The following is a 17,087-nucleotide window of genomic DNA, read 5'->3' on the forward strand; positions in this document are numbered from 1 at the left end:
AACCTTCATCCCCTTTACAAATGGCACTGCCGCAAAATGATAAACTAATCCTGCATACGCTCCAGCGCATAATCTGCTTCCTCCGCAGTCAGTTCGCCCGCTTTTAATTGTCTGAGGAGCTCTTTTACTCTCTCGTTCTTTCCATTGGAATCCGCTGTTGCATGATTCTGTGCCTCCGCGGAAAACGTTTCTTTTTTACGAATGGTTACATCCTTTAAACCTGCAAGTCTCTCTCCGTGTTCATTAAGCAGCTGAATATCGTAAATAAGCTCGGAGTGACCTTTTTGGCCTGTTTTACGCGCATAAGCCCAGCATTCTGCTGAAACTTTTTTCCGAATCGTAATCTCTCCTATTGAAAAAGGAACATAAACAGATGCCTCTTCTCTTCCGTCCGTAATGCCGAACAAAGATTGCAGAGCCCCATCAATTAGAGACGGATGCAATGTATAATTTTCAAGAGCATATGCGGCTTCTTTTGGCAGCAATAAGTGTGCAACCGCTTCCGTTCCGCCGCCCCATAAACGTTGAATCGGCTGAAAAGCGCGCCCATACTGGAACCCGTTTTCCCGAAAATACTCGTAACATTCATCTTGTTCACGGACAAAAGCACTTCTGTTTATCATCTCTTGTCTGTCGATGTTCTCTATATCATCACTGTAATGATGATCATAATCTAATTCCCCCGTCACAAATCCAGTCCTTACAGCAGCATCCTCGTCAGGTGACATGTTAAATAATATGCTGCCGTCTTTTACGGAAATGTGAGTGTAAATGGTCAGGCTCTCTTGCAAAAGCATGGCCGGTCTGGCAAATATCACGTTTTTTAAACGAGTGACCTTTTTCTTTCGATATGACCGCGTTCCCGCTGCGCATGCCATTTCAAGAAAAGCAGCTGCCGGGAGAATGCTCTTGTTTTTTACAATGTGGTCTTTTAACCAAATCTCTTTGTCTCTTAATGTCGTTTTAAAAAACTGCTGTTCCAGAGTAGATTCATTCGAATCCAGAAGCGGGTGCAGTGAAGACTGCTGCGGCAATATTTCCGGAAATACTGCACTTTGGCTTCCAGGCACCCAGTAAGACTCCTCAGCAAATGGATATAAAGGAAGCTTGACCTTCTGCGGGGTATATTCTTCATATAACTCTCTCCATTGAATATCAGCCCCGAAAGACCATAATTTTGCAAGAAGATTCAAGTCCTTTGTCTCCATCATCGCCTCGAGGAATTTATCTTTCATCTTTTGATCATGAAAGATAAAGACTTTATCAAAATCTTTCGTAACATTGCCTTTGTATACGCCCTCTCCAATTGTTCCTTCAGTACAGAAAGTTCTCAGTTTCTCCTTAAGTTCCGGCAAATCGGAAGCTACAACAGCAAGTCTGTCTTCCATCGGTTCCCTGCATGTCTGCAATGTAAAAGCGATATCAGCTGCCGAGGCCTTTGTCTCCCGCTCTGTGAATTGCAGAAGGCGCAGAGCGTATTCTTTCAGTCTGTCTTCATTTTTGGCAGAGAGAACTGCGGCAAACGGACCGCTTATTGTTTGTGTGTCAGCATGGTTTTGATATTCTTCCACAATGACATGGGCATTTGCTCCTCCCGCTCCGAACGAACTGATTGCTGCTCTCCTGTTGGAGGCGCCTGATTCTTTCCGCCACTCTTCTTCTTTCTGCTGAACGTAAAAAGGCGTCTTTTCAAATCGGATATTTTGGTTCAGCTGTTCCGAGTGAATGGATGGCGCCAATTTCTGGTGCTTAAATTGTAAAAGAACTTTTGTAAGGGCTGCTATACCTGCAGCAGACTCCAAATGTCCGATATTAGACTTCACTGAACCTATGGCACAAAATTGTTTATCGTCCGTAAATTTCTCAAACGCTTTTGTCAATCCTGCGATCTCAATCGGATCTCCGAGCGAGGTACCCGTTCCGTGTGCTTCCAAGTAGCTGACGGATCGCGGACTGATGCCCGATTTCTTGAAATTTTTAGCAATCAGCTCAGCTTGTGCATTCGGATTCGGAACCGTAAATCCATTGGTTTTTCCGCCATGATTTACAGATGTTCCTTTAATCACTCCGTATATATGATCCTGATCAGCAATTGCTTTTTCCAGAGGTTTCAACAGGACGGCTCCCGAACCTTCTCCCGGCACATAGCCGTCTCCGCCCTCTCCGAAACTTCTGCACAATCCTTCGGTGGAAACAAAATTACCTTGACTCAGCCAAAGGTATTTGCTGGGGTGTATGGATACATTAACGCCGCCCGCAAGCGCAATTTCACTTTCCCCTCTTTTAATGCTCTCACATGCCAAGTGAATGGCCGTCAGCGACGATGAACACATCGTATCCAGTGCAATGCTTGGGCCGGAGAGATTAAAAAAGTATGAAACCCTGTTCGCAATAGATGAAAAGAAGGAACTGAGCGCGATCGGATTGCCCCGCGCAGTTTCTTCTGCGCCGAATAATTGATATTGTCCGTACATGGCTCCGACAAACACACCGGCTTTCATACCGTCAAGCTTCTCTTTTGTATATCCTGAATCTTCAAACGTATGCCAGGAGGTTTCGAGAAAAATTCGCTCCTGAGGGTCCATCAGCTCAGCTTCTTTATGAGAAATGTGGAAAAACAGCGGATCGAATTGATCAACACCGCTGATAAAACCGCCCCACTTACTGTTGATTTTCCCCTTCTCCATTCTGTCGGGACTGTAAGTCGATCTGAAATCCCAACGTTCCTCGGGGATTTCAATAATACAGTTTTTCCCTCCGGCAATGTTTTCCCAGAACTCCTCAAGAGTATCGGAATTCGGATATCTTCCGCTCACACCGATAATGGCAATATCCTCACCCGGCTGAACCATGCTCGGTGCAGCTGCAACTCTCTGCTGCCGGTGCTGTTTTTTACTCAGATTTTCTTTTTTCTTCGGCACTCTTGTTACCGGAGCTGCCCCTGCGGCCTTAAGCACTTTTTCTTTAAAAGATGTTAGGAAGAAGTTTGAAAGCTCTTCAATGTTCTGATATTCAAAAAAGATTGTTTTTGGAAGATCCCCGAAAGTATCTTCAAGCTTTGAAATAAGTGACATGATCATAAGTGAGTTGATTCCGAATTTCTCAAAAGAGTCTTTCGCATTTATTTTATGAGCTTGGATTTTCAAGACACCGCTGATGATCTTGATTAAATAGTCATTGACTTTTTCTTTCGCAGCATATTCCTCTTCTTCATCGTGTTCCGCCGTAAGTGTATCTTGATCTGCTGCAGCTGTATTTCTTTGAATCGAAAGCGCTTTTATCATTTTATCCCGCTCTCCTTCTGCAGGCATTAAGCTGGTAAATGAAGACCGCAGCATTTTCAGAAACGCTTCCAAAACAGAGGAAGTTCGCATCGGCGTCATTCCGTATTTTTCTTTTATTTGGTTGATTCCATTGCTGTCGAGACTCATCCCGCCATCTTTCAATAACGGCCAATTGATTGATAGTGTTTTTCCATTCCGGGAGAGCTGAGATCGAAGCATTGCAAAACTGTCCATAAAATGATTTGCATACGCATAGTCACTTTGGCCGGCATTTCCGTAAGCGGAAAAAGAAGAAAAGAGAACAAAAAAATCAAGATCTTCGTCTTTTGTCAGCTCATCCAGCCAGATTGTCCCGTAAACTTTCGGTTTCAGTACGTCCGTAAAATCACTGAGACTTTTATTTACAAGAAATGAGTCACGAAGGATGCCGGCAGCATGAATGATCCCGTTTATGCTGCCGTACCGCTGTTTAACGCCGAAAATGAATCGCTCTGCCTCTGTTCGATCTGTTATGTCCGTCCGCTGATATTCAACAATAGAGCCGCTCTCATTAAGCTTACTGATCCGTTCTTTTTGATCAGCTGTTAAAACAGAACGGCCTGTAAGTATAATCACGGCTTGGTTTTCTTTAGCGATGTGTTCCGCAAACAGCAGCCCGAGTTTTCCGGCTCCTCCGGTAATGATATATATGCCGCCTTTTTGATACGTTACAGATCCGTGATCGTGTTCCGGAATATCAATAGGCTGCAGCCCTTTCACATAACAGGTATGTGAGTCTATTAAAATCTCACATTCATCGGTTTGAAAGCGCTGTATTTCACTGATCGCAGCATCCCATATCTCGGAAACCGGAGGATTTATGTCAGAATACTCATGGCGAATCTGTATGGTTTTCGCTTTAAGCTTGGAGCTTTCCATGTTTACCGTTTTCATGAAACCTCCGACAGCTTCATGAAACGGCTGATTCAGACCCCTTGTCCAATAAATATGCAATAACGTAACAGGTTCGTTTCTCCGCATTAAAGCTTTTGATAATAAAAAGAGCGAGTTTATCCCTCTGCAAAGAGTTTCATTAACGGATTCTTCAGTGTATTCTCTGATTTCTCCGTTCCATAAATAAAGCACGACATCAGGTGTAAATCCGTTTTCAGCCAAATCAGACATCAGCATTTCGACATGACTTTCATCAGAAGGATTGATTGTGCATCTATTCCGTTCAATTCTATAATCAGAATCGGGCGTTACGAGAATGACACGGTTATGATCTCCATTCATCATCTCGGCATGCTGAAAAAGACGGTTATCCTGATCAAAAATCAGCATATTTCCCGGTGCCTGCTGATTCGGCATATCAATGTTATTTTTCCTTACCCAATCGTTCTTGAAAAAAATGGTTGGGGACGGAGCTTGTGATTCCGGCTCCGCCTTTTTTTCCATTTGTTCTTTTCTGTAAGTGCGAATTAGCTCCAGTCCTGCATCAGGAGACATTTGCTGTTCTTCAATTAAGGAAAGTATTTGTTTGATCTGCACTATTTTCCCTCCAGCAGCTGATAAACTTGGTCAGCAGAAAGTTCACCGTTTTTCAATTGTTCTAATAAGAAGAGAATTTCCTGATCTTCATTTTTACGTCCTGCGGTTAATTCTCCCTCGGTCACTTTTCTGACAGAAAAGTCTTTCATGCTCACGGCTATTTCGCCGCTCTCGTTAATAAAATCAATGTTATACGTATAAAAACCGGTTTCTCTCACCGAAACATGGCATCGGGCAGTAAGCGCTCTCTTAATGTGAAGCTCTCTAAGTGAATAAGGAACAAATAAGCCCTCTTTCTCATTATCTCTTAACAAAAATGCAGCCGCTTGAAAACCGCCGTCAATTAATGAAGGATGGAGTGTAAAATGTGAAAACCCGTTCGCTAAATGAGCCGGAAGCTCCAATTCTGCCATTAACTCCATATCACTGCTGTATACGGCTTTCAACGTTTGAAAACTGCTATGATATGTCAGGCCCATACGACTGAAGCGGTGATAACACTCTTCCCGGGTTATGGCAGCCTTACTGCTGCGTTTGAACTTATCAATATCGACATACTCAGGATTGCTGTTTATGTCTCCGAATACTGTTTCACTTTGTGTGCAGATTTGCTGCACGCCATCCGGACCCTCTTTACATATCGTTACGTTCAACTTATCTTGTTTCATGTCCAAGTCGGTATAAATGTGCAGCGTTTTTCCTTTATATAATATAGGTCTGTTCCACATCACGTCTTTTATTTTATATACTTTACTTTCTCCGCTTATTTCCGCACAAACAAGAGCCATTTCAAGCGAAGCGGCTCCTGGCAGCACATAGTCTCCTGAAACAAGGTGATCAGTGACGAAAAATTCAGTTCCGGAAATAACAGTTTTAAATGCTTGTTTCTTTAATGTTGAGACATTCTCGCTGATTAATGGGTGAAGACTTTTGCTATTAACCTCGCTTTTGTTCTTTTTCGGAGTAAACCAATAACTCTCTTTTGCAAACGGATAAGTTGGCAGCGGCACTCTATTCAATTTCTTATTGCCGATTGTCTTCCATTCAAACTCGGCTCCATTGGCCCACCATTGTGCGAGCAGCTCCTCTTTTCCGCTTTGAAGAGCCTCCTCAATCATATATTCAGAAACAGCTGTGCGCTCTTCTGTGTTTTCGCTTATAAATACGCCTTTTTGCACCTTGCTGTCATCAAGAAAGCTGACGTATTTATCTCTCAGCTCAGTCAGACTCGCTGCACATACGGCAATTCTTTCGTTCATTGCTTCCCGGCCGTTTTGCAATGTAAATTCCATGTCACTGGCATTAACGGTCATTTCACCGGCAATCACGCGATCCAAGTACTGAAGCATAAGCCGGATATACTCAAGTAATTGATCTTTGGTTTTCGCAGATAAAACAAAAATATGTGTGTTACCGTTGTTTTCCGGCACTTCTTTTTGAGGTTCCCTATATTCCTCTAAAACAATATGCGCGTTCACACCGCCGAATCCGAATGAGCTGACACCTGCTCTCCTCGGCAGATCGTTGTTCTCTTCATCTTTTATCGGATTCCACTTTTGAGCGGTTTCTGTGATATAAAATGGTGTATTTTCCAGTTTGATGTATGGATTGAGTTCTGAAAAATGGGCGAGTCCCGGAAGTTTGCGATATTTAAAAGCCAGTAACACTTTCATCACTCCGGCTATTCCGGCAGCGGTTTCGAGATGGCCGATGTTTGTTTTCACAGACCCGATTCCGCAGCATTTCTGTTTCGCAAAAGGAATGTCCCATTCTTGATATAACGTTTTAAATGCCTTTATGATGCTGTTTACTTCAATCGGATCGCCAAGGCTTGTCCCTGTGCCATGCGCTTCTATATATCCCGCAGTGGCAGGGCTGACCCCCGCCTTCCGCCAAGCTTCGGTTAATAAGTCCGCCTGTGCGTTCGGATTCGGAGCTGTCAAAGAATTGGCGCGGCCGCCGTGATTTACAGCTGACCCTTTAATCAAACCATATATATGATCACCGTCTGCCTGTGCTTTGCTGAGCGGCTTAAGCAATACTGCAGCCGCCCCTTCACTCCTTACATAGCCGTCAGCGCTTTTATCAAACGTTTTGCACTTTCCGTCTTTGGAAAGCATACCTGCTTTATCAAAAGCTATAAACAGAGTAGGGCTTGTCATAATATGCACACCGCCTGCAATCGCCATTTCAAAATCGCCTCTTTGAATCCCCTCAGCCGCACGATGAAGCGCAACTAACGAACTTGAACAGGCAGTGTCAATCGGTTCGCTCGGACCCGTCAGATTCAGCTGATAAGAAATACGATTTGCCAATATACAATGATTTAAACCGGTTGCAGTCTGCGCCTGAACAGAGACGCCATTTTCATTCAGACGTTCAGCATAATCCGTTGTGGCGACCCCTGCAAACACCGCGGTTTTCGTCCCTGCCAAATCAGATGGCTTATAGCCCGCATCTTCTATTGTTTTCCATACAGTCTCCATAAAAATTCTTTGCTGGGGATCCATTAATTCTGCTTCGGCGGGAGAAATCCCGAAAAACAACGGATCAAAACTGTCCGCGCCTTTGATAAATCCGCCTTTTTTTATTTTTGTTCTATTGACGTCCCTGATCGGATCGCCGTCAAACTCTTTCCAGTCCCAACGGTCTTCAGGAATGTCTGTAATCATATCCCGCCCTTTTTCAATTCCTTCCCAAAAGTCTTCCAGCGAATCTGTTTGGGGGAAACGGCCGCTTATTCCCACTATTGCAACCGGCTCATTCATATGTCTTTCCTCTTGCCAAGTTTTGTTTTCAGGCTCAGGGGAATGTTCATAGGATTCCGGCGGAGGCGTGCTGTACAATGTTTTTTCGTCAGCTGCAGAAAAAGATTCTGTCTCAGCAAAAAGGATTTCTCCGTATTGCTCGATTACATAATCAGTCAGTTCAGCCAGTGAATTGCATTCAAAGAAAATGGACGGTAACAATTCCGTACCATATTGTTGATTGATTTCATTTCCGAGTCTGGTAAACGTAATAGAATCAAATCCGTACTCGCCGAATGAAGTCTCTTCTTCTATTTCCTTTCTGTCAATCTTTAAAATACTTGACATCATCTTTGCGATGCCCTCAATCAGATTTTCTCTCCTGTCTTTCGCCGCAGATTCATCTGAAGAAAAAGAACCGCAGAGATGAAGCTCTTCGGAATACTCACTCTTTAAAAACTCAAGAAGTTCATTAAAATCAGTAAGACCGAAAAAATCTGACGGCATCATTGATATTCCTAATGTTTCGTTTAATTCGTTGCCCAGCATTGTAAACATAATTGAATCAAATCCGTATTCACTTATCGGCAGTTCAAAATCAAATTCCCGTTCTTCAATTTTTAATACGCCGGTGATGATGCGCGTCAAAGTGCTTTTTAAAGATTCAGTTATTGACAGCTCTTTCGGTTCGTGATTTTCGTCGGCGATTGCCGGGTCACTTTTTCCGCTGTCAATCGTTATCATTCGTTCCAGCTTTAATTCATTACCGCTAAATACCATTATTTGATGTTCACACCCTGTCATTGCTTGATCAAATGCTGCAAGGCCTTCCCGTTTTTCCAGAGGCAGCATTCCGAAACGGTCATAAAGGAACTTCTCTGAATGAATATCAATTTGCATACCGCCTTCCTTCCATAAAGGCCAATTAATCGAGACTGTTTGTCCAGGTTTATTTTCCGCCGCTCTCATTTCCGCAAAATAATCCATAAACCGGTTTGCATAAGCATAATCGGTTTGTCCCGCGTTCCCTATTATTGCGCTGATAGATGAAAACATAACAAAAAAGTCCAGAGGTTCTCTGTCTGTATACCGGTCAAGCCATATCGTTCCGTAAACCTTGCTGGCCAAGACTGAATCGAGATCCTCTTCACGCTTATTGATGAGTAATGAATCTTTTATCACACCGGCGCTGTGAATAATTCCTTTAACAGGACCTAATTTGTTTTTGACGAGTTTTATCAGGTTGTCGACATTTTCCTTATCAGAAATATCGGTTCTTATATAAAAAACTTCTGATCCGTTTTTTTCGAGCTCTTTTACATTGCTTACGGCTTCCTCAGAAAGCTCTGACCTGCCGATAAGGACAAGTTTTATTCTCCCTTTTCGCACAAGATGTCTGGCGAAAATCAGTCCCAGACCGCCTGTTCCTCCTGTAATGAGGTAAACTCCCCCTTCTTTTACCTCCATCTTTTTGGGGGGCTCTGCACTTTCAATTTCTGCAGAGTGTTTCACCTGCCTGATTCCATCTCTGTATCTGATTTCTGAAGTATCATCGCTGATGATTGTTTCTTTCACAAGGTTTTTTAATTCAGGCAGACCGGTATTCAGCTGCAACTGAATTTCGTCGCTGTGTATTTCAATATTTTTACCGGACAACATTGGATGTTCTAAATGAAGCGACCTAAAAAAGCCGCTGATTGCCATTTGATAAGGTAAGATTTGATTTTCCCTTGTGAAAAATACATGTGATATCAGGATTTTATGTCTTGGGATTGTTGCTAGCAGAGCTTTCGTTACATTGAAAACCGGCAAAACAGCCTCTTCCAGCTTTTCACGAATGTTATGCTCAATTCCCGTTTCAGGGCTCATCCCGATTAAAATGACGCGGTCAATTGTCACTTGTCTTTCTTTAAGAATCGCCAACAATTTCTGATAGCCGTCAAGTTTGACGCTGTTCAATTCAAAGGAATCAGCTTCTTTTTCTTGAAAACTGCCGCCATGGCGGACAAAGATCATGTTCAAGCCGATATCTTTATATGCCTGGCGGATCAGCGGTTCTGATATATCCCGACGGAGTGAAATCACAAGGCAGCTGTTTAAACCGCCGGCTTCAGGCTGATGAAGCAGAGGGGCCCGCTTCCACATATCAGTGTAATATTTAACTGAATGCCGCTCATCTTGAGTCTGCGGTGCAGCCTTTAATGCCTTCAACGCTAAGTTTTTTATTTTAAGACTTACAGATCCGTTTTCATCCATAAATAGTATATGAAACCTTTTGACATCATCATGTTGTCTTTCATCGGCAGCTGTAATGTAAGCATAGCCGTTTGCCGAAGGTGCGTGAAGAATCTCCAGCTCACCTAATTCAAAAGGCAAATATGCGGTGTGATCCCCTTCTTGACCGGACATAAACCCGGTTGTGGATTGAAAAATGCCATCCAATAAACACGGTTCCAGCAGCGTGCCGGATTTTTTATGAATGCTCTCAGGAAGTGATATTCGTGCAAGAACAGCATTTTCATGGATAAACAGCTGTTTTATTACCTGAAAACTGGCTCCATAGTCCAAACCGCTCTGCCGGAAGGTCCTATAACACTCAGCGCCGCTGATTAATCTTTTCTGTCCGGTTAACCAGCTGTCCAATTGAAAATGCTCTGTATGAGAGGCATCTTTATCTCCGCATGTGATAATGTTTCCTTGGCAATGAACTGCCGCTTCAGGTTGCAGATCGGTTTTCACCACAAATTTGCTGTCTTTTTGATTCGGCAGCAGATCTATCATTATCGTCTTTTCTTTTTCAACGATTATTGGAACCGGCCATACAACCTGACTCAGTTTTATGACTGATTTTCCGTACAGCCTCTCTCCCGCTTCTCTGGCCGCTTCGATGATTGCCGCTCCGGGCAGAACCATATTCCCATGCACAACATGATCTTTTAAATAATATTCAGAATCAGAAAGCGTTTTATAAAATCGGCACTCACCTGCAGAAAAATCAAATAAAGGAGCTGTACCGGCTGCTGATTTTGTTTGCGCCTTATTTGACACCCACAGTCTGTTTTTTAAGAAAGGGTAAGTCGGCAGCGCAATTTTCGCCGGTTTTCTGCCGGTGCGGAAATCTTCCCAGCTTAAATTCCCTCCTGATACCCAGAATTCAGCCATTTCGGCTAATGTGGTTCTGCCGAATTTGAGCGGAGAATCCGATTGCTGCTGTCTGCGTTTATGATTCGGTTTTTTCCCTCTAAATATTTCGTGATCGTCAATTCCATTATAAAAGTGATTTAATTTCAACATCAGATCATCGATATTATTTGAAATGACAGCAAGCCTTTCCGGCATGGCTTCGCGCCCTTCAAGAAGGGTATACGCAATATCAGAAAGGTGAAGCGGCTTGTTTGTTCCCGCTTGCTGCAAAAACTCGTCCTGCTTATGACGGGCCTTTTGAAGATATTCCTCCAGCTGTTTTGCCGATTCCCGTAAACTCAGTGAATGCTTGGCTGAGAGTACGATAAGTTCCTCACTTTCCTCACAATCCGTATGACAGTCAGCAGCAGACTCATACTCTTCCACAAGAATATGAGCATTTGCCCCGCCCGCTCCGAAAGAACTTAATCCCGCGCGCCGCGGATATTTGCTGTCAGAATGTTTTTCATTCGCGGGTTTTATCCAGTCGGCGGTTTCCTGCTGAAGACAAAAAGGTGTCTCTTCCAGATAAAGATCCGGATGCACCCGTTCAGCATGCAGTGTTGCGGCTATTTTTTTATACTTCATTTGTAAGATAATCTTTGTCAGGCCGGCAATACCCGCAGCCGCTTCGAGATGACCGATGTTAGATTTAATCGATCCGAGAGAGCAATATGAAACATCTTCGGTATAAGCTCTAAACGCCTTGGTCAGGCCTCGGACTTCAATCGGGTCACCCAGCGGCGTCCCCGTGCCGTGGGCTTCAATAAAGCTGACACTTCTGGCGCTCCAACCGGCCGCTTTAAGAGCTCCTTGAATTAAATCCGCCTGTGCGGCAGGATTAGGCACCGTATAGCCATTCGTCTTTCCGCCGTGATTAATAGCCGTTCCTTTAATGACGGCGTACACAGTATCATTATCACGTATGGCATCTTTAAGCGGTTTAAGAATTACGGCCCCGACACCTTCCCCGGGTACGAAACCGTCGCCGCCTTCTCCAAAACTTCTGCATTTTCCCGATTTTGAAAGCATCCCCATCTGACATCGGTATAAATAGTCAGAAGGATGAAGATACAAATTTACTCCTCCCGCAACCGCAACCGAGCACTCACCTTTTTTTAAACTTTGGCAAGCCATGTGAATTGCCGTTAAGGATGAAGAGCAAGCCGTATCTACAGGGACACTGGGACCTGTAAAGTCAAATGTGTAAGACACTCTGTTCGCGAGAGACCATGGGAACGAATTTGGAAGTACATCGTTTTTGTCCGTCGGTATTCTTTCGCCGAGCAGCTTGTAAGAATTGGTTGTAACTCCCGCAAATACACCGACATGTTTTTCAGTCTGCTTTCTCAACCCTTCAATGGTATATCCCGAATCTTCAAATGCTTTCCATACGGTTTCGAGAAATATTCGTTCCTGAGGATCCATCGCTTCTGCTTCTCTCGGCGATATTTGGAAAAACAAAGAATCAAATGATTCAGCATTCTTTAAAAATCCGCCCCATTTGCAATAAATTTTCCCCTCATGCGCTTTAGCGGGATCTGGATCATAGTAGGTCTCATAATTCCATCGTTCTTTCGGAATTTCTGTGATTGCGGTTCTCTCTTTTGATAGAAGATCCCACAATTCTTCGATATTTTCAGCCCCGGGATAACGGCCGCTGATACCGATTACCGCTATCCCGTCAAGATGTTCTTTTTCCTCCGCCGCAGATGCAGTGGTGTTTTGTTCCGGCCTGGCGGGGGTAATGCTCTGAATCTGTTTTCCTTTTTCCTCCCGTGAAAATAAACGTCCCAGCCGATCCGGGTATTCCTTTACAAGATGATCTGCTAAATCTCTGATTGTATGAAATTCAAATAAAAGCGTTTTCGAAATTGCTCCCAGTGACTGCTCCAGCTTTGTGTTGCATTGATGAATCATAACGGAATCCATTCCATATTCAGCCAGATGCACATCTTGATCGATCTCTTCCCGTTCTGCACCGACCTCACAGGAGATGATATTGGTTAAAAACAAAACTGTCTGATCCAAAATATCGCCTTGAGCCAAAGGAACGGCACTGCCTGTCTCTGTTTCGTCCGTCAAAAATCTCTGCTGCATAAATTGTTCAAAGCGTTCATGATCACCGCAGACTGCAATATTATGCAGCTGACCCGAAGTTACAATCCGCGAAAACCATTGCGTTCCGTCTTCAGCAGGAAGTTCTTCGAGCCCTGAACCATGAAAAAGAGACGTCCGCCCTTGACCTGACAGGTTCGCCCCCATTCCGATGTCTTGCCATAAAGGCCAATTGATTGTCAGCGTGCGGCCGCTGCGCAGAGAATTTTGCCGTTTCTGTTCCCGATATTCGGCAAAATGATCTAAAAAGCCGTTTGCATATGCATAATCACCCTGGCCTTCATTCCCTGCAATAGAGACGACTGAAGAAAAAACGGCGAAAAAATCCAATTCCAGCGACTTCGTTGCATGATCAAGATTCAATGCGCCATGAACTTTTGGAGCAATCACCTCTGAAAGTTCCTGCTTTGTTTTTCGAAAAAGCAGCGAGTCTCTGATAACTCCTGCACAATGAATGACGCCATGAAGACCTGCATGCTGATCGGTAATACCGTCAATCATTTTTTTTACCGCTTCTTTATCGGATATATTCGCCTGTATATAATAAACCTTTGCTTTAAAGCTGTTCAGGTATTCTAAATGTTTCTGCTTATCTCCGTTTAAAGCAGATCGCCCCGATAGAATAATGGTGGATCTTTCAGTTTTCGCGCAATATTCAGCGACTTTACTGCCAATCCCCCCCAATCCCCCTGTAATTAAATATACTTTATCTTTTTCAGGGTATTGAATGGTCTTTGTGTATGTTTCTCTCTGCTTCTCTAACATCCGTGCATATCTTACGCAGCCTCTGTAAGTGATATGAATATGCCGATCAGGCGCTGTGTTTATTTCTTTATAAAGAATAGCAGCCTTCTCTGAAAATGAAACGGATGCAGAATCATGTTCAAAGCAAACCGTCTTACAATGCAGCTGCGGATATTCTTGTTTTACCGATTTTAAAAAACCGTTCACACCTTCAAAATACGGCAATTTTTCTTTTTGATCTGCGCTGAATGTATAAATGAACGTTACTTTGTTTATAAGGTTCTCGCTGATTAAAGCCTTAGTCAGATAAAACACGGAATAAATTCCTGATTCGAGTGTTTCTTCCAGTTCAGGCTGTTTTTCAGACCACGTATGCAAAATTGCATCAGGCGCTGCGCCTTTTTCTTTTAACAGACGAATGACACTTTGATAATCATCGGGACGCTGCCTGTTGATCGTGAAAACACTGTCGCTTATCTGCTCTAAACGGTCACCGGGCATAATAAGATATGCGGACGTATTCTCTCTTTTTTTCAGCTCTTCAAAATAGTCTTTGTTACCGGAGAACAACAAAATAGTACAGGCTTGTCCGCTGTCCGCTTCATTCTCAAGTGCGGTTTCTTTCCATACCGGCGTATAAAGTGCCTGATTCTTCTTTTCTGAAAAAGCCGCGTCTGATTTTACCTGCTGAGGGTTTAAAGAAAATTGAGAGCGCTCAAACGGATAAGGCGGAAGCGGGGCTTTTCTTTTATGATAGTCACCTAGTTTCGCCCATTCAATCTCTTCTCCTGAAAGCCACATTTGCATAAATGAATGATAAAGAGCCTCATCAGCTGGTTTGTCCGCTTCAAAAGCAGCCGCTTTGTTTAGTTTTGCTGATGGAGGGAGCGATCCGAATTGAAAAACTGAAAAATCAGAAACATCCACATCCGGCTCCGTTCCCTTTTCTTCCGTGTGAAGCGGCATATGATCAGCTATCTCCTGAGACACGGCATCCATTTGATTGTATTCTGTCATCAACGGAAAACGAGTTTTATCATAAAAACCTGCCGGCTGCTCATTAATACAAGCAACAGCCTGTTTAATTCCGTCTTGCTTTTTCAATAACATGCTTAGAAAAAGTTCTTTAGACAAGATTCCTTCATCAAGTAAATTTAATATTTCCAGAACATAATCATTATTAAAGAATCCATCATGATCTGTTAAATCCCATCTCTTATACAGTCTTCTCATAGAGGCAAGGATAGCCATGACCGCTGCTTCCTCATCAGCCGGCAATGCATTTCTTTTAACCGCCGTGCGATTCACAATATAAGATAAAATCTCGATTTCCTGAGTCTTCCCCGCTTTATCCCACTCTTCTAAAAACCCTTTAAACGTATATTGGTGCTCAAGAAGCAGCCGTGTTTTCCCGTACAGGCGGTCTGTAAAATCAGCCGGGAAGCTCAGACCGTTCAGCAGCATCCTTACATAATCTTCATTTAATCGAACCGGCGGGTACGTTTTTGAAGTGTACGGATTGACAAATGGAATGGACGGCGGCTTACAGGATATGTGCGAAGGTTTTTCAGCGCCTGTGATTACAGAAATGGCCTTTTCAATTTTGATGATATCCGCTGCTGCAAGAGCGACGTAATATCCGTCTCCGGCGCCTGTAATGAGGCTTGGCTTAAAACCGGATGCCAGGATACTTTTTATGATTTCCGTATTGATAACTAAAGAATACAAGCGGATTTTCTCAGGTGTCCATTTTCTTTTAAATGAACTGTGCAATGTTGGTATACCCTTCAGAACCGGCCTTACGTTCTTTTCTAAATCAGGGAACACCCGTTTCAAAACGGCAAATTGTTTATAACTTTCCCATTTGAAGTCACCGATGGCAAGCGCCCATTCAGAATCTTGTTTCCTCCGAAAACTTAATCCCTCTTTAAGCTGATTTTTAAATTCCTCCTTGCTGCCTGCCAATAAACCAGCCCTGTAATCAAACGATGTCCTCCCCGTTAAAAGGGTGCTGCTGATCACTTCATTTGATATTTTGCAAAATTCCTCAGAATCGTCAGCAAAGGTTCTCCAATGATGTATCATTTGTTTCATGCTTTCTTCACTTTTAGCGGAAAAAAGGAAGGGTACCCTTCCTTTTCTGTCAGATTCGTCTTTTGTATGTATAAATTCTTCGATGATGACGTGAGAGTTAACACCCCCAAAACCGAAGGAGCTGATTCCCGCCCTGAGCGGAGCCCCGTCTGCCGCCTTCCAATCACTTGAATCAAGCGCCGGCCTAAACGGTGTTTTTTCAAACTGTATAATTGGATTTACCGTATGTACATTCAGGCTTTTCGGCACCCTCCGGTGTTTCATCATCATTAGAACTTTTATCAATCCGGCCATTCCCGCCGCTGCTTCTGTATGACCGATATTTGTTTTCACACTTCCGATCCTGCAATATTGAGTATTCTCAGTATATTGCCGATACGCTTTTGTCAATGCTTCTATTTCTATCGGATCGCCCAGAGATGTACCTGTGCCATGTGCTTCTACATAAGAAACCGTCGCAGCATCGACAGCAGCGTTGTGTAAAGCTTCTGAGATGACCCGGCACTGCGCTTCTGCTCTGGGAGCGGTTATGGAACGGGTTTTACCGCCATGATTAACAGCTGTCCCTTTTATGATCCCGTATATATGGTGACCGGCTTTTACTGCATCACCAAGGCGCTGCAGCAATACAACGCCTGCCCCTTCTCCGGGAACGTACCCATTCGCCGCTGCGTCAAAGGTTTTACATTTGCCGTCAGGACTCAGCATTCTGGCTTTAGAAAAAGAAATATATTTTCCGGGTTGGAAATTCAAGTTTACCCCCGATGCGATTGCATAATCACTTTCTTTTGTCCGCAATGACTTAACCGCTTCATGTAAAGCAACAAGCGACGATGCACAAGCGGCATTTACAGACATACTTTTTCCGGTCAAACCGAATGTGTATGAAAGCCGGTTGGAAAGCATAGCTTCGAAACTTCCTAAACAGGCATAACTGTCGATTTCCGATTCAGCTTTACCTGTCTGCCGGTAGTCAGAATTCATAATACCTGCAAAAACAGAAGTGGTTTTACGCTGGAGATCCTGCAAAGAAACCCCGGAATCTTCGATGCACCGCCAAGTTTCTTCTAAAAGGATTCTTTGCTCAGGATCCATGTTTTTCGCTTCCCGGGGAGAGATATTAAAAAACTTATGGTCGAAATGGTCAGCTTTATGAATAAAACCTCCCCACTTGCTGATTGTTTTGTTCGGTACACTGATATCAGCTGAATAATAAAGTTCGGGATCCCACCGTTCAATCGGCACTTCCCGGATGGAATCTTTGCCGCTATTTATGTTTTCCCAGAATTCTTGATAATGATCTGCATCGGGGAATCTGCAAGCAACCCCGATTATCGCGATATCCGCATTCTGTTTATTCAAATGAACCATTGGCCTCCACCCGCTC

2 protein-coding genes are annotated in these 17,087 nt (G+C 43.6%); both read right to left on the minus strand.

The features are described from left to right. Nucleotides 1-44 precede the first annotated feature (44 nt). Nucleotides 45-4,814: a type I polyketide synthase gene (locus ACWHAR_RS07035; RefSeq protein ID WP_032874771.1), complete on the minus strand. Its 4,770-nt coding sequence runs from the start codon at nucleotides 4,812-4,814 to the stop codon at nucleotides 45-47. Continuing rightward, nucleotides 4,814-17,071 carry an SDR family NAD(P)-dependent oxidoreductase gene (locus ACWHAR_RS07040; RefSeq protein ID WP_032874769.1) on the minus strand — a complete coding sequence of 4,086 codons (12,258 nt, stop codon included), beginning with the start codon at nucleotides 17,069-17,071 and terminating at the stop codon, nucleotides 4,814-4,816. The genes ACWHAR_RS07035 and ACWHAR_RS07040 overlap by 1 nt, the downstream gene beginning before the upstream one ends. Nucleotides 17,072-17,087 lie beyond the last annotated feature (16 nt).

Source organism: Bacillus sp. LR--39, assembly GCF_053613335.1.

What these genes read in the sequence shown, in the direction of transcription:
- ACWHAR_RS07040 (WP_032874769.1), bottom strand. Translation starts at nt 17,071, where the DNA reads ATGGTTCATTTGAATAAACAGAATGCGGATATCGCGATAATCGGGGTT.